Origin of the sequence: Labilibaculum sp. DW002 (genome assembly GCF_029029525.1) — a bacterium.
In the GTDB taxonomy this organism is placed as follows: Bacteria; Bacteroidota; Bacteroidia; order Bacteroidales; family Marinifilaceae; genus Paralabilibaculum; species Paralabilibaculum antarcticum.
The window spans coordinates 16,490-38,494 of sequence record NZ_JAKJSC010000008.1; the positions used below are offsets into that span (position 1 = coordinate 16,490).

Annotated in this window: 20 protein-coding genes; 11 read left to right on the plus strand and 9 right to left on the minus strand. The window is 34.4% G+C overall.

Going from position 1 to position 22,005, the window contains the following annotated elements; all coding sequences use genetic code 11:
• Positions 1 to 25 precede the first annotated feature (25 nt).
• Positions 26 to 1,279 carry an aspartate kinase gene (locus tag L3049_RS19060; protein ID WP_275111424.1) on the minus strand — a complete coding sequence of 418 codons (1,254 nt, stop codon included), beginning with the start codon at positions 1,277 to 1,279 and terminating at the stop codon, positions 26 to 28.
• A gap of 353 nt (positions 1,280 to 1,632) precedes the next feature.
• Between L3049_RS19060 and fbp the strand changes: the two genes are divergently transcribed.
• Positions 1,633 to 2,655, plus strand: a complete 1,023-nt coding sequence (fbp, locus tag L3049_RS19065) for a class 1 fructose-bisphosphatase (protein ID WP_275111425.1) — start codon at positions 1,633 to 1,635, stop codon at positions 2,653 to 2,655.
• A 94-nt stretch (positions 2,656 to 2,749) separates the two neighbouring features.
• Here the strand turns inward: fbp and L3049_RS19070 are convergent, their stop codons facing one another.
• Both L3049_RS19070 and L3049_RS19075 read right to left on the minus strand, forming a co-directional pair.
• Positions 2,750 to 3,154 (minus strand): hypothetical protein, encoded by a 405-nt coding sequence (locus tag L3049_RS19070; protein ID WP_275111426.1) that lies wholly within the window; start codon positions 3,152 to 3,154, stop codon positions 2,750 to 2,752.
• A gap of 56 nt (positions 3,155 to 3,210) precedes the next feature.
• Entirely contained in the window at positions 3,211 to 4,317 is a 1,107-nt protein-coding gene (locus L3049_RS19075; protein ID WP_275111427.1) for a transglutaminase domain-containing protein, read from the minus strand.
• Positions 4,318 to 4,784: 467 nt separating this feature from the next.
• Here L3049_RS19075 and L3049_RS19080 point away from each other — a divergent pair, with 467 nt between their 5' ends.
• Positions 4,785 to 5,369: a hypothetical protein gene (locus tag L3049_RS19080; protein WP_275111428.1), complete on the plus strand. Its 585-nt coding sequence runs from the start codon at positions 4,785 to 4,787 to the stop codon at positions 5,367 to 5,369.
• Position 5,370: 1 nt separating this feature from the next.
• On the opposite strand, the gene L3049_RS19085 is transcribed toward L3049_RS19080, so the two are convergent.
• Positions 5,371 to 5,661, minus strand: coding sequence for a YciI family protein (locus L3049_RS19085; protein ID WP_275111429.1), 291 nt, complete (start codon positions 5,659 to 5,661; stop codon positions 5,371 to 5,373).
• Between the two features lie 328 nt (positions 5,662 to 5,989).
• Here L3049_RS19085 and L3049_RS19090 point away from each other — a divergent pair, with 328 nt between their 5' ends.
• Positions 5,990 to 7,132 (plus strand): transcription-repair coupling factor family protein, encoded by a 1,143-nt coding sequence (locus tag L3049_RS19090; protein WP_275111430.1) that lies wholly within the window; start codon positions 5,990 to 5,992, stop codon positions 7,130 to 7,132.
• Positions 7,090 to 9,339 carry a transcription-repair coupling factor gene (gene mfd / locus L3049_RS19095; protein WP_483874633.1) on the plus strand — a complete coding sequence of 750 codons (2,250 nt, stop codon included), beginning with the start codon at positions 7,090 to 7,092 and terminating at the stop codon, positions 9,337 to 9,339. The genes L3049_RS19090 and mfd overlap by 43 nt, the downstream gene beginning before the upstream one ends.
• 42 nt (positions 9,340 to 9,381) lie before the next feature.
• On the opposite strand, the gene L3049_RS19100 is transcribed toward mfd, so the two are convergent.
• A complete protein-coding gene (locus tag L3049_RS19100; RefSeq protein WP_275111432.1) occupies positions 9,382 to 10,491 on the minus strand; it encodes a PAS domain S-box protein in 1,110 nt (369 codons plus the stop codon).
• 206 nt (positions 10,492 to 10,697) lie between these two features.
• Between L3049_RS19100 and L3049_RS19105 the strand changes: the two genes are divergently transcribed.
• The 7 genes from L3049_RS19105 (at position 10,698) to L3049_RS19135 (ending at position 17,474) form a co-directional block, all read left to right on the plus strand.
• The gene (locus tag L3049_RS19105) at positions 10,698 to 11,435 is read left to right on the plus strand and encodes a type III pantothenate kinase (RefSeq protein WP_275111433.1); all 738 of its coding nucleotides are present in this window, start codon (positions 10,698 to 10,700) and stop codon (positions 11,433 to 11,435) included.
• Between the two features lie 249 nt (positions 11,436 to 11,684).
• The gene (locus tag L3049_RS19110; protein WP_275111434.1) at positions 11,685 to 12,596 is read left to right on the plus strand and encodes a hypothetical protein; all 912 of its coding nucleotides are present in this window, start codon (positions 11,685 to 11,687) and stop codon (positions 12,594 to 12,596) included.
• Between the two features lie 14 nt (positions 12,597 to 12,610).
• Positions 12,611 to 13,021, plus strand: a complete 411-nt coding sequence (locus tag L3049_RS19115; protein ID WP_275111435.1) for a hypothetical protein — start codon at positions 12,611 to 12,613, stop codon at positions 13,019 to 13,021.
• A gap of 4 nt (positions 13,022 to 13,025) precedes the next feature.
• Positions 13,026 to 13,595, plus strand: a complete 570-nt coding sequence (lptC, locus tag L3049_RS19120) for an LPS export ABC transporter periplasmic protein LptC (protein WP_275111436.1) — start codon at positions 13,026 to 13,028, stop codon at positions 13,593 to 13,595.
• Positions 13,596 to 13,636: 41 nt separating this feature from the next.
• Positions 13,637 to 13,840 (plus strand): hypothetical protein, encoded by a 204-nt coding sequence (locus L3049_RS19125; protein ID WP_275111437.1) that lies wholly within the window; start codon positions 13,637 to 13,639, stop codon positions 13,838 to 13,840.
• Positions 13,841 to 15,100 (plus strand): hemolysin family protein, encoded by a 1,260-nt coding sequence (locus L3049_RS19130; RefSeq protein WP_275111438.1) that lies wholly within the window; start codon positions 13,841 to 13,843, stop codon positions 15,098 to 15,100. It begins immediately after the preceding gene.
• 250 nt (positions 15,101 to 15,350) lie between these two features.
• Positions 15,351 to 17,474 (plus strand): peptidylprolyl isomerase, encoded by a 2,124-nt coding sequence (locus tag L3049_RS19135; protein WP_275111439.1) that lies wholly within the window; start codon positions 15,351 to 15,353, stop codon positions 17,472 to 17,474.
• 165 nt (positions 17,475 to 17,639) lie between these two features.
• On the opposite strand, the gene L3049_RS19140 is transcribed toward L3049_RS19135, so the two are convergent.
• The 4 genes from L3049_RS19140 to ftsA all read right to left on the minus strand — a co-directional run bounded on the left by L3049_RS19140 (position 17,640) and on the right by ftsA (position 22,001).
• Entirely contained in the window at positions 17,640 to 18,086 is a 447-nt protein-coding gene (locus L3049_RS19140) for a GatB/YqeY domain-containing protein (protein ID WP_275111440.1), read from the minus strand.
• 34 nt (positions 18,087 to 18,120) lie between these two features.
• On the minus strand, positions 18,121 to 19,350 hold the full coding sequence (gene ftsZ / locus L3049_RS19145; RefSeq protein ID WP_275111441.1) for a cell division protein FtsZ: 1,230 nt from the start codon (positions 19,348 to 19,350) through the stop codon (positions 18,121 to 18,123).
• A gap of 43 nt (positions 19,351 to 19,393) precedes the next feature.
• Positions 19,394 to 20,590: a cell division protein FtsZ gene (gene ftsZ, locus L3049_RS19150; RefSeq protein ID WP_275111546.1), complete on the minus strand. Its 1,197-nt coding sequence runs from the start codon at positions 20,588 to 20,590 to the stop codon at positions 19,394 to 19,396.
• Positions 20,591 to 20,738: 148 nt separating this feature from the next.
• Positions 20,739 to 22,001, minus strand: coding sequence for a cell division protein FtsA (gene ftsA / locus L3049_RS19155; protein ID WP_275111442.1), 1,263 nt, complete (start codon positions 21,999 to 22,001; stop codon positions 20,739 to 20,741).
• Between the last annotated feature and the right edge of the window lie 4 nt (positions 22,002 to 22,005).

A 22,005-nucleotide genomic window follows, 5' to 3' on the forward strand; every position in this document is an offset into this window, starting at 1 on the left:
TCTTTTTATTTTTTAAGTTAAAATCCTAAACCAACACAAATTGAGCTGTGTCTCTACTTCGCTGTTCTAACAGTATTTCTCTACCTTTCGTCATTCTTTCAACTGCCTCTTGGTTATGATGACGAATGGTTATCAATTCCAAGTCATCATTGTATTTTACCTCAAAATCGATTGATATTTCTTCAATTAATTCTTTTAATCGTCTGTCAGAATTATCAACACAGACCGAAAAACTAATTGCTGAATTCTGAATTAAATTTACTTTGACGCGATGTTTTGCAAACAAGGAAAACAAGGAACTCAACTTTTCTTCCAAAATAAAAGAGAAGTCAATTGGGCGAATCGAAATCAAGACCTGATCCTTTTTTTGAATGTAAACAGGAAGTAAATAATCTAATTTTTTAGATGCGGTGCTAATTAAAGTTCCCGATTCATTCAAATCAAGAAAAGAGCGCACTTGCAATGGAATCTTTTTCTTTTTTATTGGTTGTATTGTCTTTGGGTGGATCACCTTTGCTCCATAAAATGCAAGCTCTATTGCCTCCTGATAAGTAATCCGTTCTAATTTTTGTGCATCTGGCAACCATTTCGGATCTGCATTCATGATTCCTGGTACATCTTTCCAAATTGCCAACTTATCAGCATCTAAAATATAGGAAAGAATTGCGGCTGAATAATCAGAGCCTTCTCTTCCTAAAGTAGTTGTTTGATTGGTTTTTGTTCCACCAATAAAGCCTTGAGTTATATAAACGAAAGTACTGTTGAAACTAAATGTTTGTGAGACCAACTTCTCTGATAATTTCCAATCAATTCTCCCCTCTTTGTATGTATCATCCGTTTTTAAACAAGTACGAATATCTACCCACTTATTTGGACGACCACTTAAGCGAAGAAATTCAGATACAATTGTGGTTGAAATCAGCTCCCCGAAAGATACAATTTGGTCATACTCAAATTCAAAACACAAAGACGGCTCTTTTTCAAGATATTGTGACAATTGATTAAAAAGAACTTCAATCTTTTCATATACTGCATCCTCTTTTTTAGGAAACAATTCATTTACTATTGATAAATGATATTGTTTTACAGCTAATAATTTAGAGTCTTGATCATTTTTATTAAAAAAGGCTTCAACAATTTCTTCCAACGCATTAGTCGTTTTCCCCATAGCAGAGAGAACAATTATTGTTTCCTCCCTATACGACTGAACGATCTTCACAAAATTACGCACGCCATCAGCACTATTTACCGAAGCTCCACCAAATTTAAATATGTTCATCAGATAATTATTAAAACGATTCTTAAATTAACACTTTAAACTCTATTCTTAGAATTAAAAAATGAAGTTACTAAATATTGTATTAGCATTTTCATCTTTACCAAAAATTAAAGAATTCTGTTCTAATTTTCGCTTCTCAAACCATAAAAAATGACACAATTTCACTTCTCTTAAAAAATCATCTAATTGTTAATCAAATTGGCTAAAATAATGAATCACTACCTCTACCTAGTATACCTAGGCCGATACCCCCAAAAACACCTCCCGAAAACGTTTGAAATAAGCTTTAGGAGGTTCAATAAAAAAAATTAACTTTATGGCACCAAACAAGACCAAACCAAAAGCCAAAAAAAATGACTGAACAGAATAACGTTCAAACACTGAACCAGTTCATAATTCAGCGTCAAGCTGAATACCCAAATGCCTCGGGTGAATTATCTCGTATGCTACATCACATTGGCATTGCTTCTAAAATTGTAAATCGTGCTGTTAATAAAGCAGGCTTAGTTGATGTTTTAGGAGCTCATGGAGATCAAAATGTACAAGGGGAAGATCAACAAAAGCTAGATATTTTTGCAGATACGCATTTCATAGATGCACTTAGAGCAAGTGGTGAATGTGCCGCAATAGCCTCGGAAGAGCAGGAAGATATGATCATTTTTGATGATGAAATGGGACGTAATGCAAAGTATGTTTTTTGTATGGATCCACTTGACGGTTCTTCGAATATTGATGTGAATGTTTCTATTGGAACAATCTTCTCAATTTATCATCGTGTAAGTAAAAAAGGAGAATTACCAACCAAAGAAGATTTTTTGCAGGAAGGAACAAAACAAGTTGCTGCAGGCTATGTGATTTATGGATCTTCGACTATGCTTGTGTATTCTACAGGTAATGGTGTAAATGGATTTACTCTGGATCCTTCAATTGGAGAATTCTGCTTGTCACATCCTAATATTAAGACACCAAAGAATGGAAATATTTATTCCATTAATGAAGGAAACTATATCAACTTCCCAGAGGGTGTGAAGAAGTTTATCAAGTATTGTCAGGAGAAAGATTCAAAGACGAGTCGTCCTTACACATCGCGTTATATTGGATCCTTAGTAGCTGATTTTCATAGAAACTTGTTAAAGGGCGGTATTTTTATTTACCCTAATACCAGTAAAAATAGTAATGGTAAATTACGCTTACTTTACGAATGTAACCCTGTTGCCTTTATTGCAGAACAAGCCGGAGGTTTGGCTACGGATGGCACACAACGAATTTTAGAAATCAAACCAGAATCTCTTCACCAACGTGTTCCTTTTTATACTGGATCAACAAAAATGGTGGAAAAAACAGAAGAATTTCTACATTTCTTTAACAACATCTGAAACAGGATTTTCAGAAAAATAAAGTAACACACTACTATTAACAAAAGCCACTTCGTAAGAAGTGGCTTTGTTTATATGTAAAATCAATTGTAAACTAAACCAATATTGTTTTACCTGGCTCTAAATTTAAACTTCTTAAAATTTTATTTAATTCGATTAAGGATTCTTCATCAATTAAACCTACATTAATTTTTATTTCCGTCTTTTTCGTCTTTATAACATAATTACCTGAAGCTGATTTTACACAAACAACTTCTGATAAACTAATCCTTCTAGGTATTAACGAATTCTTGCAAAGAACTCCACTTTCAATTGTTAGAAATTGATTTTTCGATTCGTAAATATAGGTTGCGATATGAGTTACTCCTAAGACAATATACGCATAGTCATTCCATCTCAATTGTTCATTAAACAAAAGGTTTGCCACACCTAATAAGATCCATGCAATTCCAAAATAAAGGAAGTATTTTAGTCTTTTTCTTTTGTACTTTATTCTCATTTTACTTATCTCAAATATTAATTACAGCAAAAAAGTGCATTCAATCTGTTCCGTAATTACATTTTATCATAGAACAACGATTTCCGATAATTCTTACTCGTACTTAAAATTTTATCAAGAAATTTTTTCTGTGCATTTACATTTTGCATATCAGCTTTAAGAGCACTATAAAGTTGATCCATTTTCTGCTTAGTGATTTTATTAGGCGTCCTTATCTTATCCAAATGCCTCTTAGCGGTATCAAAAGAACTAAAAATATCATCCATCATTTCAATTAAATATTCATCTCCTTTGTCAGGCTTAAATAAATCATTTCTGAAATCAATAAATCTATTTAGCGAAAATATACCTTCCTTATACGCCTTTAAAGCTAAATTATATTTCATTGTCACATCTCGTTTATAACAAGATTCTATTGCCTTTTCCAATTCTAAACTATAAACATAACTCAAATAATTATTTATACCACCTTTATCAATTCTACCTTTAATGCAAATGATCCGCGCAAGATCATATTGAGAACTATATTTCTTAATACTATCCCGATAATTAAAATAAACGTCTCTATTTTTCCCTATTGTTTTTCCCTTTTCAAACTCTATATTTGATACCGGATAATTTAACAATTGCCATATTGGATCAAATGGCATATGGGTCTTTATTGCATTTTCAGCTCTCATCTGAAAATAATCATAGGTCATCTTCTTTTTGAAAGATCTCTTACGTAACTCACCTGCTCCCCAGGTAGGATCAAAAACAAACCACCTGAAATCAATCTTTGCAACACACCAAGCATGAGGGCTTCTACTAATAACTCCTTTCTCCTTTGTATAACCTACTACAATGTAGGATTCAATCCCTATTTTATTTACAATTTCATTAAATAAAATGGTATAATTTTGACATGTCCCTTTTCTATTTTTTAAAGTGACCTCTGAATTCCTCTCTATATTAAACTTATACATACTTTCAACATCATAACTGATATTTCTTGTAATCCAAGAATAGGCCGCTTTTACCTTGTTACTTTCCGATCTTAAATTAGCACTTATGTAATTGGCTATATTTTTAGTGTTTGTAGTAAGAGAATCAGGAATATTAAATCTATAGCTATTAGACTTAAAGCTGTCAGGATCAAAATTTTCTATTGTATGTTGTCCCATTGATATTGTATTTGAACAATATAAAATGACGAACAACAAACTCATTCTCATCGTTAATTTTTTATGAAAGGTAAACGCCATATTCTTTCAATTTATTAATGCAGTTTTAAAATATCAATTTTTTATGATAAAATGAATCATCGACACAACAAAAAATACTAAACATATTCATTACAAATACACACTCTATTTAAGGTTGTTATAAAGGATGTCTTTATTCTAATCAATCGGTATTCATACATAAAAACAATAAGATTTTTTTTTACCAAGCGCAAGTGCTTTTCACAAAAAACACAAGTTACAATTCCAATATTAGATAAAGAATTTCATCTATTAGCCATGAGACATCACACTAATTGCTTGACACTTAAAAACCATTTTTGTAAATTAAAACTTGTATTACTTACAGATCTCTCAGTATAAAATTGCGCGTTTAGCATCCATTTCTGCACGAAAACAAAAAAAATATGGAAAATTCAATTTCAAAATTATTGATTACTATCATTCTAATCACTATTCCTGCGATTATCTTTTCACAAGATCAAAAGGTAATTATTAATGATTTAGAATTAAATGAAATACAGCTAAATGAAATTGAAACGAAATATGGAGTTCAACCAAAAGCTGGAAATTATTGGTATGATAGCAAAAGTGGTTTGTATGGAGTTGTTGGTTATGCTTCTTATGGATTCATGTTGTCTGGTCATGATTTTGGAGAGTTAAGACAAGATGCTTCTAATGGTAACACAAATGTAATTGTAAATGGCCGTGAACTTCCTAAAAACGAATGGATGGTCTGGAGTTACGTTTTGGGTTATTACATTCAAGTTGGAAATTACTGGTTCGATCATCAAGGTAATGCTGGTTATATTGGCAACCCAATTCCAACAGTTAATTTATATTTAGCTGCCCAACAAAACTATTATACCGGACAAGGCAGCGCTGGTGATAACTTTTGGTCTACCCGATTTAGTGCAGGAAATTCCGATCGCGGAAATACGCGAGGATATGTGAGTGTACCTGGCCATGGTCCTGTTGGGTACGGATTTTGAACTAAACCTCTAACAAACAAGTCAACTCATCACTCGTCATGCTTGGAATAAATTCGGTGATCGAATAATCAGCTAAATCATTTTTATGGAAAGGATCCATTGCTAAAACTTCTTCCAACTGACTCTTATCCTTCATTTGTGATAGAATAATGCCACCCGTCCTAGGGACTTTTCTTCCCGAAGCCTTAAAATTACCTAAAGCATATTGCTCCTTTAAATATTGAACGTGATTATTCAATTCGGCCTCTACTTTTTCTAAAGGAACTTTATAGGTTAATGATATAATGAACATGATTTATTATTTGCTTTGTATTTAATGAAAAACCAAGTTTCGAAAGTAACTATTATTTATAATCAGTGAAATTAAAGAATCTAAAAATATTGGAACAATTACTGTCATTTATTTCACCCTTTCGCCTATCGGCACTTTCCCTTAAAAGGGAAAGATTGAATTTGAAAATACACTGCTAAATATTCTTTACCAATCTTTGTACTTTTTCTTTGGTTCTTGATCCTTTCTCCTTGTTACTTGGCACTTTGTTCTTGATCCTTGTCACTTTTAACCTGTCCCTAAAATATTTTCCCTAAATTTGCCAATCAAATAATAAAAGGATAAGGATTTGGAACTAAAGCAACTTATACAAATTTTCTCTGAGCATCCTGCTCGTTATAGCATTGAAAAATACCTAGAACAAAAAAAGAACTTTCAACTTCATTTAAAAGGTGCAATTGGATCTTCTTTGTCATTGGTTATATCTGCACTTTCGCCAAGTAAACGTCCACATGTTTTAATTTTTAACGATAAGGAAGAAGCAGCGTACTTCTACAACGATTTGTGTAATCTTATAGATGATAAAAGTGTTTTGTTCTTTCCATCGTCATACAAACGATCGGTACAATACGAGAAAACAGATAGTTCCAATATCATTCTTCGTGCTGAATGTTTAAAACGATTAACTTCAGACCAACATCCAACATTTATCATCACCTTTCCAGAAGCTATTGTTGAAAAGGTAATTACGCAAGGGCAATTAGAAGAAAACACCTTAAGCATTAAAGTCGGAGAAAAATTATCGCCTGAATTTGTTGAAGAAGTACTGGTAGATTATGAATTTGAGCGAGCCGATTTTGTTGTAGAACCAGGACAGTATTCTATTCGAGGAAGTATTATCGATATTTTTTCCTTTTCGGATGAACAACCTTACCGAATCGATTTCTTTGGAGAAGATGTAGATTCCATTCGTATGTTCGATGTGGAAAATCAGCTTTCTATTAAAAAATTCGAATCGGTTGATATTATCCCAAACATACAAGAGAATCTGTTAAAGGAATCACGAATCTCATTCCTTTCCTTTGTTCCTAACAATACAATTTTTTGGTGTAAAAACTTCCAATTTTCTTGCGATAGAATTCAGTCTATCTACGAAAGTACAATTGAGAAAGTACCTTTTTTAGAACTTGGAGAAGACCGAGTTTCTACTAAAGATTATTTAATAGACAGCAAAGAATTCTTACATCAGATTAATGAGTTTTCCATTCTTGAATTTGGTCAGAAATTCTTTTTAGCTGCGCAAGAGGTTATTCAATTCAATCAAAGCCCTCAGCCAGCTTTCAATAAAAATTTTGATTTGCTCGGTCAGGAATTGATGAATAATAATGCAAAGCAGAAAGCAACTTTATTCTTTCCGATAATCCGAAACAAATCGAAAGGATACACAACATATTTGAAGATAAAGGAATTGAAGTTGAATTCCAAGATGTAAATCAAACGCTTCACGAAGGCTTTTCTGATCAGGATTTGCGAATTTCATGTTATACCGATCATCAAATTTTTGACCGGCATCATAAATTTAAACTAAAGAATGCGACGGTTCATAAAGCGAAAGAAACAGTCACCTTAAAGGAAATAAATAGGCTTCATCCTGGAGATTTTATTGTGCATTCCGATCATGGTATTGGTCGTTTTGGAGGATTGCAAAGAATTGAAACCAATGGAAAATCGCAGGAAGTTATTCGTTTGGTTTATAAAGATGACGATATTCTTTTTGTGAGTTTGCACTCATTGCATAAAATATCAAAGTATAAAGGGAAAGACGGATCTGCACCTAAAATATATAAACTTGGTACTGGTGCTTGGCAAAAACTAAAGGATAAAACCAAGTCTAAGATTAAGGATATAGCTAAGGATCTTATTTTGCTCTACTCAAAACGTAAAGCCGAACGAGGATTCCAATTTAGCCCTGACAGTTTCATGCAGCAGGAGCTAGAGGCATCCTTTATATACGAAGACACACCGGATCAGGTAAAAGCGACTAAATCGGTGAAAGAAGGTATGGAATCTGCTATCCCAATGGATAGATTGGTTTGTGGTGATGTAGGATTTGGGAAAACCGAGATAGCTATACGTGCTGCATTTAAGGCTGTGGCCGATGATAAGCAAGTTGCAATTCTGGTTCCTACAACCATATTGGCTTTCCAACATTTTAAAACTTTTTCAGACCGATTGAAGGATTTTCCATGTACGATTGATTATATCTCGCGAATGCGAAAGCCAAAGGATCAAAAGGAGACCTTAAAGAATCTGAAAGCTGGTAAAGTTGATATACTAATAGGAACACATCGAATAATTGGAAAGGATATTCAGTTTAAAGATTTGGGACTTTTAATCGTTGATGAGGAACAAAAGTTTGGTGTATCTGTGAAAGAAAAACTAAAGCAGATGAAAGTGAATGTAGATACATTGACCCTAACTGCAACACCAATTCCTCGTACACTTCAATTCTCATTGATGGGGGCACGCGATTTATCTATTATTAATACGCCACCACCAAACCGTTACCCAATTGCTACCGAAATTCATAATTTTAATGAAGATATTATTCGTGAAGCTATAACTTACGAGGTTGAGAGAAATGGTCAGGTTTTCTTTATTCACAATAGAGTTCAGAATATTCACGAAGTAGAAGCCATGCTTCATCGTGCTGTACCGGGTATTTCTACCATTGTGGCACATGGACAAATGGATGGGCCGAAGCTTGAGAAGATTATGCTTGAATTTATTCGGGGTGATTACGATGTTTTAATTGCGACAACAATTATCGAGTCGGGGCTTGATATTCCAAATGCAAATACCATTATTATAAACAATGGGCAGAATTTTGGTTTAAGTGAGCTGCATCAGTTACGTGGGCGTGTTGGCCGTTCCAACAAGAAAGCCTTTTGTTATCTTCTAACACCACCAATGGAGTCGATGACTCAAGAGGCCCGACAGCGTTTAAACGCTATCGAGAGTTTTTCAGAACTAGGATCTGGCTTTAATATTGCCATGCAGGATTTAGATATTCGTGGTGCAGGTAATTTATTAGGAGGAGAACAAAGTGGTTTTATTTCTGATATAGGATATGAAACCTATCAGAGAATTTTAAATGAAGCGATCTTAGAACTTAAGGAAACTGAGTTTAAAGATGTGTTTGCCGAAGAAAAAGCACAAGAGGAAATAGAAATTAAGCGATTCATTACGGATTGTCAGATTGATACTGATTTGGAGATTCTGTTCCCTGAATCATATATTGAGAGTATTTCAGAACGTATTCGTTTGTACCGAGAACTAGATAATATTCAAAAGGAAGAGGAAATAGATGTTTTCGCAAGCCAACTTAAAGATCGATTTGGTGAAATCCCGGAAGCATCTATTGAATTACTTAATGTGGTTCAATTAAGATGGTTTGCACTTGATTTGGGTATTGAAAAACTGATTCTTAAAAGCGGTAAGCTAGTTCTTTATTTTATTTCTGATCAAAGCTCTGCCTTTTATCAATCAGCCCAATTTAGTAAGGTCTTACAATTCTTACAAACGCAACCAATTCCGTGCAAAATGAAGGAAGCAAAAAATCGTTTGAGTCTAAGTTTCGATAAAATTAACAACATAAAAAAAGCCAGTGAAATACTGACTTTAATTAATACTTTATAATAATAAGAATTCCCATTCAAATTTGAATGGGAGTTTATTTTTTTAAGAACATGCTTTTGTATCTCTTATATAACATACAATGCCCGTTTCTTCACCGTTATCATTTTTAAGCAGATTAGCCATTAGCTTTAAGTCTTTTTTTTCATTCTTAATGTCTAAAGAAACATCCACCTTATAAATTCCATTTTCTCTTACCGGACTTAATATATCTCCAACAAAAGATTTTTCTTCTCCTTCAATAATTACTTCTTCGTATTCCTTTCCAAGAACTTTAGCTTCTTCAATTCCAAAAATACGTTCGCAGGCTCTATTCCATGATTTAATTGTTCCATTTAAATCGAAAGTAACAACACCATCTGCCAAATTATTAATAATGTTCGCTTTTTCAGCTAACAATTGACGATATGCAAATTCCTGGGTGATATCTCTAACAATTAATTGCAAATTCATTTTCCCGTTAAACTCAATTTGAGCACCAGTTAAACCAACATCAAAAAGTTCACCATGAATTGTTTTCAACTTAAGATGTGTATAGGCAATTCCTTTTTCCATTGCTAGAGACGTTTCCAAACGCTCTTTGAAAATAGGGGCATAATGTTCATCTACAAAAGAAAGCAATGGCAAGCCCATTAAATCTTCAATGTATGCTGTTTTGAAAAGTTTTAAACCCAAGCAGTTTAAATATTCAATCAATCCATTTTCATTAATTACGATAATGGCCTCAGGAGAATCAGTAATAAAATTTCTAAACCGTTGTTCACGCATTTTCTGATCCAAATCGAATTGATGTTTGTAAAAAGCCAATTCTATTGAAATACCCAATTCTTTTTTATCAATGGGTTTTACAAGATATCCATACGAGTGGGTATTGATTACTCTTTGAATTGTACTTTCCTCAGTATCGCTCGACAAGAAAATAACTGGAATATCAAATTTAGATTTAATTAATTCGGTGGTTTGAATTCCATCCATGCTTCCACCTAAATGTACATCCATTAAAATAATGTCAGGCTTTAAGGTTTCGCATAAACGAATAGCTTCCTTACCATCTTCTACAATTTCCAAAAGATCATATCCTAATTCTTTCAAGAACATTCTAAAAATGGTCGAAATCAAACTATCATCCTCTACAATTAATATTTTTTTCTTCATCAATCTGAAATTGAATAATTAATCGAATTAACTCTACATTGACACTACATCCTATCATTTCTTCGCATTAAAATTGAAGATGTAAAACCTCTTCCCTTTAAAATGATTTTGTAAAACCATAGTATCACTCCAATATATGCATAAAGTTTGCTAATTTTAAGCGATTTTACAAGATATTTATAATAATTAAGTTTACATTTTTTCTTTTGAATCTAATAATCGACATAGGAAACACGCAAATAAAAGCAGCCTTATTTGAAAACCATCAATTGGTGAAGCTTTTTACATCAAGTAAGCCTGAAATTGATTTTATCAAAGAAATCTTTTCGCGGACAGATAAAATTCAAAACGCCATTGTTTCCTCGGTTCGAAAATCTCCTGAAGAATTAGTCTCTTTCTTAAAACAACAGTGTGGGAAAGCAATATTTTTTAATTCCGAAATTGCTATTCCACTTGAAAATTTATACGAATCGAAAAGCACATTAGGATATGATCGTCTAGCCGCTTGTGTTGGTGCTTATGGCAATCACCCCAATCAAAATCTTCTTGTGATAGATGCAGGAACTGCAATTACTTTTGATTTTGTGAATGATAAAGCACAATATATAGGAGGTTGTATTTCACCGGGATTAAAAATGAGATTTAGAGCTCTGCATGAATTTACTCAAAAGCTTCCTGAACTTTCCCAAAATGATGACTTTCATCTAATAGGCAAGAATACCAATGATGCAATTGTATCAGGTGTTCAAAATGGTTTACTGTTCGAAGTTGATGCTTATATCAACAATTTAAAAAATGCTCATCGCAACATAGAAGTTATTTTTACTGGTGGCGATGCTCCTTTTCTTGTAAAATCAATCAATAACAATGCAATCTTAGCTCCTGAGATCGTGTTAGAAGGCTTAAACAAGATACTGGAATTTAATTTGTTGAATCACTCTTAATAATCACTTTTCTTTGCAACTTTCCAATTTATTTATAGTTTTGCATTGAGCTCAAAAAAAGAGCAGTTGAAGGACGTTTTTAAAGCTTGTACAAATTTTTGGTACGAGTTTTGCAGTTTTAATTCTGACATAACTAAAACTTTCGTTATATTTATAGCATGATTTTGAAATCTGATTTTATCAGTAAAATCTAGTGATCGAAATTTTAGTTTAGAAACAAAAAGAAACTTGATTATAAAAATTAGTAATATGAAGACAAGAATTTTATTCGTAACAATGGTTCTTTTGTTTTCAGGTCTGTTTACTTCAAAAGCACAGACTTTGGAATCAAAATATGGGTTAGATAGTACTCAGACAATTTTGAATGCATCTCTTTATATTGAGATGGTAAAGCAAAAAAATTATACTGAAGCATTATCACAATGGAGATATGTTTATAATAATGCTCCTGCCTATCAGAAGTCTACTTATATTAATGGTGTGAAAATCATGACTGCACAATTGCGTGCTACAAAGGATTTCAAGTATGTGGATACCTTGATGATGATTTACGATAAAAGGATTAAATATTTCGGTACCGATCGTAAGTATTCTAAAGGATGGATTCTTGGTCGTAAAGGTGGTGATTTATTCAAATACAAAAAGAAAAGTATTCCTGCTGTTAAAGAAGCTTATAGTATTCTTAAGCAGTCAATCGAAATTCAAGGGTTGAAATCAGAAGCTAAGGTAATTGCTAATACAATGGAAGCTTCTAAAATTTTGGTTCAAAACAACGAGATTGAAGCAGAAGAAGTAATCGACAACTATCTATTGTATATGGATATGGCGAAAAAGCAAATGGATGCTCAAACGGATGAAAAGAAGAAAGCTAACATTAACAATGCTAGATTAAACGTTGAGAAGATTTTCTTTGCTGCAGGTGTAGCTGACTGTGAAACATTAAGTAATATTTTCACGCCTAAGTTTGAAGCAAATCCTGAAGATATGGTTTTGATCAACAAGATCATGAAAATGTTGAATCGTCAGGAGTGTGAAGATGGTGCTTTATATGCAAAAGTAGCAGAGCAGAAATATAAGCTTGAGCCTAGTGCTGATGCAGCTCACAACTTGGCTAAAATGTTTATCAAGAAAAAGCAATTTTCTAAAAGTAAGGTTATCTAAAACAGGCCATCGAATTGGAAGAAGATGCTGATGTTAAAGCTGATTTACACTATAAATTAGCATATATCAAATTTTCAAAAAAAGAATATGCTGGTATGAAGTCTAACGCTTTAAAAGCTGCAGCATTAAGATCAAACTGGGGACAGCCTTACTTATTAATTGGAAAAGCATATGCTGCTTATAGCCAAAAATATGGTTCTACTGAATTAGAAAAGCAAGCTGTATATTGGGTTGCGGTTGATAAATTCAAGAAAGCTAAGAGCGTAGATCCTGAGTGTGCTGAAGAAGCTCGTAGTTTAATTAACGATTACTCAAGACACTTTCCAAGAACAGAAGAAGCTTTTTTCGAAGGAATTAAGCAAGGTGATACTTATAAAGTAGGTGCTTGGATTAACGAATCGACTAAAGCAAGATTAACAGAATAACACATTGAAAAATATCAACAATATTATCAAAAGCATTGTTGCCCTGGTTGGGGCGACAATGCTTTTGTCTTGTGAAAATAACATCAAAGAGGTACAAGATGCCACAAGCAAAGAAGACACTCCTGAAGTATCGGGCGAAGAAGTAGAATTTATCTATACCGATTCAACCAGAATTGTACATCGTGCATTTGCTGTAGAATTTACCCAAATTACTACGGAAGGTAAAGAATATGATGAATTCCCTAAAGGAGGAAAACTGATTTCATACGATAAAGATGGCACTGTAGCTGGACAAATTGAAGCCAAGTATGCCAAACACATTGTCTCTGAACAATTATGGGAACTTCGTAACGATGTTGTCGCTGTAAGTGACGATGGTAAAACCATTAACACTGAATTAATGTATTGGGATCAGAAAAAAGGTGAGATTTACTCTGATCAATATGTGAGAATTACTGATGAAGATGGTCAAGTTTTAGAAGGCAATAGTTTTTCTTCAGATGAGAAAATGAATAATATTATATTGAAAAAAGTTTCTGGTGAAGTATATTTAAAAGATGAAACAGAACAATAAGATAAAATTCATATTATATTGCAACTAAAATCATTTATAACGTGAAACAGAAACTACCTTTTATTTTAGAAATCATTTGGTTTGTGGTTATGATTGTAGCTCTAGCAGCTGCCATTCACAAAACTACACAATCAGGTTTTTCTGAGAGCATTTTACTTTATGTTATCGCTCTTGTTGCAACATTAATGTTCGCCAGTAGAAGATACATGAGAAAGTTACAAGAGAAAAACCAATCCCCGAAATAAATGAATGACCTGATCATCATTTTTATCATGTTAGCTTTGTCGGCTTTTTTCTCCGGCATGGAGATTGCTTTTGTTGCTGCCAACAAGCTAAGAATGGAACTTGATAAGAGTAAAAATACTTTGACCTCAAGAATCATCAATATTTTTACGAATCATCCTGGTCATTATATTTCAACCATGTTAGTTGGCAATAATATTGCATTGGTTGTTTATGGTATCATGATGGCTAAAATTCTAGAGCCAAGTATTGCTAATTGGGTCGATTCTGAGTTGTTGATAATGACAATACAGACCTTATTTTCTACGCTTTTAATTCTGTTTACTGCAGAGTTTTTACCCAAAACACTTTTTAGGCTAAATCCAAATTTCTCCTTGAACCTATTTGCGGTGCCAGTCATGTTTTTTTACATTGTCTTCTATCCGCTTACCTCGTTTACCATTTTTCTATCGAAGAACATTATCTATAAGGTCTTCAAAACAAAAATCAGCGAAGACGAAGAAACCAGAGCATTTGGAAAGGTTGATTTGGATCATTTGGTGCAGGAAGGGCAAGAAGGGCAAACTGTTTTAGACGAAGATGAGCATAACATGAAACTTTTTCGTAATGCTCTGGATTTTTCGAATGTGAAGCTACGTGAGTGTTTTGTGCCTAGAACTGAGATTGAAGCCATGGAAATGGGTGGTGAAATTGATGTGCTGACACAGCGTTTTATTGAAACGGGCTATTCGAGAATCATGATTTATAAAGAATCTATCGATAATATTATTGGTTACGTCCACTCTTCGGTTCTATTTAGAAATCCTCAGAGTATAAAGGCGGCTTTAAGCCGTGTTATTATTGTACCGGAAACAATGGCTGCTCACAAACTATTAAATTTGTTTACCCGAGAGCAGAAAAGTGTAGCAGTAGTGGTTGATGAGTTTGGAGGCACATCTGGAATGGTAACCATTGAAGATATAATGGAAGAGATTTTCGGTGAAATTGAAGATGAACATGACAATATTGACTTAGAGGAAGAAAAAATTTCGGATACTGAATATATCTTATCTGGACGGTTAGAAATAGACTATTTAAATGATAAGTATGAACTAAATCTGCCTGAATCGGAGGATTTCGAAACACTTAACGGCTATTTGTTATTTACCCATGAAAGTATTCCCAAATACAATGAAACCATTCGCATTGAAAATTTCCATTTTAAAATAATGGAAGTAAGCAGTACAAGGGTTGACAAAATCCGCCTAACAATTCTCGAATAATTCTCCTTTTTTATATTGGAGAAACTCAGGAAGAACTTCACTATTTATATCAATAACAAATACGCTTTTATCTGATTTTTCTCTACAAATATGTAGGTAAAAGCCTTTCTTATCAGTCATTAACAGATCTGTTTTTCAATCTCTTCTTATTTTACTATAAAACCTAACAATCCTAATGAAATAAAAGGCGATCATTTCCCATTTTTTTGTATATTCGTAGCCTATTTTAAGAATAATTAAATCTTTTTAGATGGCAACATTACAGAAAATAAGAAACCGCGGAGTTTTTATAGGAATTATCATTGGTGGAGCCTTGTTGGCATTTATAGCTGGTGACGCCTTAAAATCAGGTGGTTCTCTTTTAACAAACTCACGAAATGAGATGGCTGAAATTGCAGGGGAATCTGTGAATATTCGTGATTTTCAAAATCGTTTCAACCACAACCTAGAAGTAACCAAAATGATGGGAGGTCAGAACTCTATACCTTCTGATCAAATGGATAAGATCAGAGAGCAAGTTTGGCAACAAATGGTTCAAGAGATCGTAATGAATCGTGAGTACGATGAGTTAGGAATTTCGATTTCTTCTGACGAGTTATTTGACATGGTTCAAGGTCGTAATATCGATCCAACGATCCGTCAGATTTTCCAAAATGAAAACGGTCTTGTTGATAAAGATCAAGTAAGAGCAACACTTAAGCAACTGATGGCAGCTCCTGATGGAACGCCTCAAAAAGCATACTGGTTAAATATTGAAGAATCATTAATTGCTCAAAGAACCTTAACTAAGTATAATACTTTAATTGCTAAAGGTCTTTACATGCCAAGTGCAATGATTAAAGAAATGGCAACTAAAGGAAGTAAAAAAGTTGATTTCAACTATATCGTAAAAAGTTATAATCTTATTCCTGATAGTACAATTACTGTTACTGAATCAGAAATTAGAGAATATTATAACGATAATAAAGAACTTTTTAAGCAAGGCGAATCTAGAAAAATTGACTACGTTCCTTTTAGTATCGAGCCATCAACTGACGATTTTAAATACACTGAGAAGTGGATCGCAGATCAAAAGGAAGATTTCGCAAAAGAAAGTAACAATGTTCAGTTTGTTGAATTGAATGGTGATACTGATTTTAACGCATATTATTTCAAGAAAGACGAAATGTCTAATAAGGAAGTAAACGACTTTGCTTTTGCAGCTGCTAAAGGTGATGTTTTTGGTCCTTATGACGAGAATGATGCTTACAAATTAGCAAAGATTGCTGATGTTAAGATGATGGCTGATTCAGTTAAAGCTCGTCATATTTTAATTCGTCCGCTTAATGGAGATTTTAAAGCTGCTGAAGCGAAGGCTGATAGTTTGAAACAGCTAATTAATAAAGGAGCTAAGTTTGCTGAAGTAGCTAAAGCTAATTCTGAAGATCAAGGTTCTGCTGTGAATGGTGGTGATCTAGGTTGGTTTACTCAAGGACGTATGGTTCCTGAGTTTAACGATGCTGCTTTCTCATCAAAGAAAAATGAAATTAAGATTGTAACAACACAGTTTGGTGCTCACTTAATTCAGGTTGTTAATTTAAGCAAGCCAGTTAAAAAAGTACAGATTGCTGTTCTTGATCGTAAGGTTGAAGCGAGCACAAAAACAACTCAAGGTGTTTATGCTAGAGCTCGTACTTTTGCAGGAAACAATATCGAAAGAGCTGCTTTCTTGAAAGCAATTACTGCCGAGAACTTAAGTCGTAGAACTGCAAATCTTAAAAAAGATACCAAGTTAATTCCAGGATTAGAAAACTCTAGAGATTTAGTTAGAGCTGCATACAATACAGATGAAATGGAAAGTGTTTTACTAACACATGACAACTCAGCTGTATTTGAGTTTGGTAATAAGTTTGTTGTTGCTATACTTTCAAATATCAAAGAAGAAGGATATGCTTCAATTCAAGATCAAGTTTCTGCTATTAAGCGTGCAGTTAGAAAAGAAAAGAAAGCTGAGCAAATTATTGCTGCTATGAATAAAAATAGTGCAAGCGCTCAAAGTTTACTTTCTGTTGCTCAAAAGGAAAACTTGGAAGTTAAGAATGCTGCTGATGTATCATTCCAATCGTTCCAGATACCAGGTGCAGGAATTGAGCCAAAAGTTATCAGTACTGCTGCTTTACTTGAAAAAGGTAAGATCTCTTCAGCTATAGAAGGAAACCAAGGTGTTTACATGTTGGTTGTAACAAATGAAACTTCTGATGAAGTAACAGATATGACTGTTGAAGCTTTCAAATCGAGATTAGAGCAAGGTTACCAATACAGAGCAAACTATCAAGCATTCCAAGCATTAAAAGAAAATGCTAATGTTGTTGATAAAAGATACAAGTTTTACTAGAGATTAGTAAAACCACAAAAAAAGCGAGATGAATTTCATCTCGCTTTTTTTATGCCTAATTCCTTATGCCACATTAAAATTAATAGCATTTGATGCATCGTATACAGGCCCAAAAAAAGAGGCTTAGCCAAAGCTAAACCTCTTCAATGTATTTTCTCGTATGGTTTAAGCCAATACTGCTTTTACCTTATCAGCAATTGCTTTTCCATCAGCTTTTCCGGCCAATTGTTTCGATGCCATTCCCATTACTTTCCCCATATCTTTCATTGAAGAAGCTCCTGTTTTAGCAACGATCTCTTGAATTGCAGTAGTTAGTTCCTCATCACTTAGCTGAGCAGGCAAATACACCTCTAAAAAGCCCATTTCAAGCAATTCTTTATCTGCTAAATCTTCACGTCCACCAGACTTATAAGTATCTGCTGAATCTTTACGTTGTTTTACCAATTTTTGAACAAGCTTAACAGCTGAATCGTCATCTAATTCGCTAGCTCCAGTTTTAGTCATCTCCAGAGTAAAAGCCGTTTTCAATGCTCGAATAGCTTGTAATTTATCTTTTGCTTTTGCCTTCATGGCAGCTTTCATATCCGAATTGATCTGTTCTAATAAGCTCATTGTTCTGTCTATTTAAATTTTCAGTATGTATTCCTTATTCTTCGTCAAGAGTAAATTTAATTACTTTTCCTGATTGATATCCATGTCTACCCAAATTCTTTAACTTTCTTTTGTAAGCAGGTACATTTTCGATTTCATCAATTTCAGATTCTTTCAAATCAGTAAGAATCAGTTTTTCATCCACCACTTCTTCTTCTTCCAACTGCATTTTGGTTTGTTCTACAGTATTTGCCTGACCTCGTTTGGCATGAAAAGTCGTTGTTCTAGATTGCTGGTTCTGTTCTGGAATCAAACCATGATCAAAGCCAGTTGCAATAATTGTAACAGAAACTTTATCGCCCAAGGCAGAATCCTGGCCAGTTCCCCAGATAATATTTCCACTATCGCCAACAGCTTCGTATACATAGTCGGTAATTTCTCCCACTTCATCCATAGTTACTTCTTCCTGACCAGAACTAATATTCAATAAAATATTACGAGCTCCTCGAACATCATTACTATTCAATAATGGTGAGGTAAGAGCCTCACGAATGGCATTAACTGCACGATCTTCTCCTTCGGCACTTGCTGATCCCATAACTGCTACACCACTGTTGGTCATAACTGTTTTAACATCTTCAAAGTCAACATTGATATAACCATGCAGGGTTATAATTTCAGCTATACCTTTAGCTGCAGTGGCTAAAACATCGTCGGCTTTTGAGAAAGCTGTCGAAAGTTTTAAATCGCCATATATTTCAGAAAGTTTAGCATTATCAATGACCAGAAGGGAATCAACACTTTCCTTAAGTTTCTTAATACCCTCTATTGCCTGATTGATGCGTTGCTTACCTTCAAAACGGAAGGGAATGGTAACAATTCCAACCGTAAGAATATTCATATCTTTGGCAGCTTTTGCAATAATAGGAGCCGCTCCTGTACCTGTGCCACCGCCCATACCAGCTGTAATAAATACCATTTTGGTATTATCTTCTAGAACATCGGTAACATCATCTAAATTCTCTATTGCTGACTGTTCTCCTTTTTCAGGCTTATTTCCAGCACCACGTCCTTCTGTTAAAGATTCTCCAAGTTGAATTTTTTTAGGCACACTACTTTTCGCTAATGCTTGTGCATCGGTATTACAGATGACAAAATCAACGTCTTTGATGCCCTGCTGATACATGTAGTTAACAGCATTGCCTCCGCCTCCTCCAACTCCAATTACTTTAATAATTGAAGATTCGTCTTCTACTAAGCCAAAATCCATTAATTCCTCGCTCATTTCTTCTTATATTATACAGATCAAAATATTCAACAACTCGACACTACATAGAAGTATCATCATTATCAAAAATCTGTGTAAACTTACCTATAAACCAATTGTCTAATCCACCTTTCTTGTGTTCCTCTTCTGGTGTTTCTTCGACCTCAACAGGTTCCTTTTTTTGAACAGGAGCTTCTCTTTTCACTTCCTGTTCTTCAACCACCTCGCTACGCGCTTCCTCAGAACGTCTTCGCATCAATTCTTCTCGACGCTGCTTTTCTTCTCGTCTTTTTGCCGCTGCAATTTCCTCCGACTCAGCCGGATTCTCAATAATTAATTCCAATTTTGGAGCTGCGTCACGAACCGATTTTCTTGGCTCTATATTCAAATCAGGAATTGGATTTTCAGAGAAGCCAGTTGCAATTATGGTCACACCTAACTCATCATCCAACTGATCGCTATTCCCATTTCCCCATATAATGCTCACCTCATCACCTACTACATCATGAACGTATTCGGTAATTAGACTAACTTCTTGCATTGTAACCTCTTCTTTTCCCGATATAATATTCAATAGAATATTTCGAGCTCCGCAGATGTTATTGCTATTCAATAGTGGTGATGTAAGAGCTTCTTCGATTGCACGAATTGCTCTGTCTTCTCCAGAGGCAGATGCAGAACCCATAACGGCTACTCCACTATCACGCATCACAGTTTCAACATCGGCAAAATCGACGTTTACATAGCCGTGAACTGTAATAATTTCTGCGATACTTTTAGCTGCAATCGATAAAACATCATCAGCCTTTGCAAAGGCATCCGATAATTTTAAATCGCCATACATCATCCTTAACTTTTCGTTATTAATGATCAAAAGTGCATCAACATGTTTCTCCAGGTTTGCAATTCCTTCCATCGCCTGCTCAATTCTCCGTTTGCCTTCAAATCGAAATGGAATGGTTACAATGCCAACCGTTAATACACCTTGTTGTCTTGCTGCTTCTGCAATAATTGGAGCGGCACCAGTACCTGTTCCACCTCCCATACCTGCAGTAACAAATATCATTTTGGTTTTTTGGCTTAAAACCCTGTTTATTTCTTCGATGCTTTCCTTTGCAGATTCCCTACCACGTTCTGGTTTATTTCCAGCTCCTCTGCCTTCGGTAAGTGATCTACCAAGTTGCACTTTAATAGGTACCTGACTATTTTCCAATGCTTGTGCATCGGTATTACAAATTACAAAATCAACCCCTGTGATGTCCTCCTTTTACATGTGGTTAACAGCGTTACTTCCACCGCCACCAACACCAATCACTTTAATTATAGATTTCTCTTTAGGTTCAAAATCAACCGGTAACAATTCGTCAACCATGATCTCACAAGTATTAGGGTTACAAATATTCTATTTACATTTTCATATCATCAGTATCAAACAAAGCACCAAAAAACCGCTGTAATCCTTTCTTTTTTGGTTTATTCCCTTTGTCTGAATTCCGATTTTGAGTCTCTTGATCAGGCTTGTTCATTCCCTGCAACAGCAATCCGATTCCTGTTGAAAAGATTGGTAAATCCAAAGCTTCTTCCAATTCGATCTTATCAGAAGTACCTGGATATCCTACTCGAACATCAAGTCCAGTTTGTTCTTGCGTTAACAAGTCAAGATTTTTCAATAAGGCACCACCTCCAGTTAAAACAATTCCAGCTCCAATTTTATCATGTAAGCCAGTTATCTCAATCTGAAATTTCACACTATCAATAATCTCCTCCATTCTACATTGAATGATTTGAGCTAATGTTTTAAAAGAAATCTCTTTAGGATCCCATCCTCCAACACTTGGTATGGTAACTACCTTTTCTTCGGCAGCCATATCAGCCACAGCTTCACCAAACTGAATTTTTAGAGCTTCGGCTTGCTTAATTAGAACAGAACAACCTTCTTTAATATCACGAGTTACAATGTCTCCCCCAAATGGGATTACAGCCGTATGTCTTAATATACCATCGAAATATACAGTAATATCTGTAGTACCTCCTCCAATATCTACTAAAACAACACCAGCTTCTTTTTCCTCTTCGGTAAGCACTGCAAGCGAGGAAGCCAAAGGTTCCAAAACAAGCTCTTCAATCTCGAGCCCAACTTCTTTCACACATTTTTCAATATTACGTGCAGATGCAGTTCGCCCAATGATAATGTTAAAGTTACCATCTAATCTTCTTCCAGCCATTCCAACTGGATTTCGAATACCTGCCTCTTTATCCACAACAAAATCTTGTGGAATTACATGCAATATTTGTTCTCCGACCTCAATCGGAATTCTCAAATTTTCATTTAATATTTCGTCTACATCCGCCTTGGTAATTTCACCAATTCCATTCTGAATGTATTTAAATTGTCTGTTTTTGATACTTCTGATATGTTGGCCTGCTATACCAACATACACGCGAGAGATGTCTTTATTTGATTTTGCCATCAATTTCTCAACAACTTCTCGAATTGCTTCTATTGTATCTTCAATACTGTGTATAACTCCTCGTTTCACACCTTTCGAAACGGTCTTCTCCATTCCAAGAATGCGCAATTTCCCCTCGGAGTTTTTCTCTCCCAGAATGGCAACAATTTTTGTTGTGCCAATATCGATAGCTGCTATTATCTTATTTCTACCCGTCATTCTA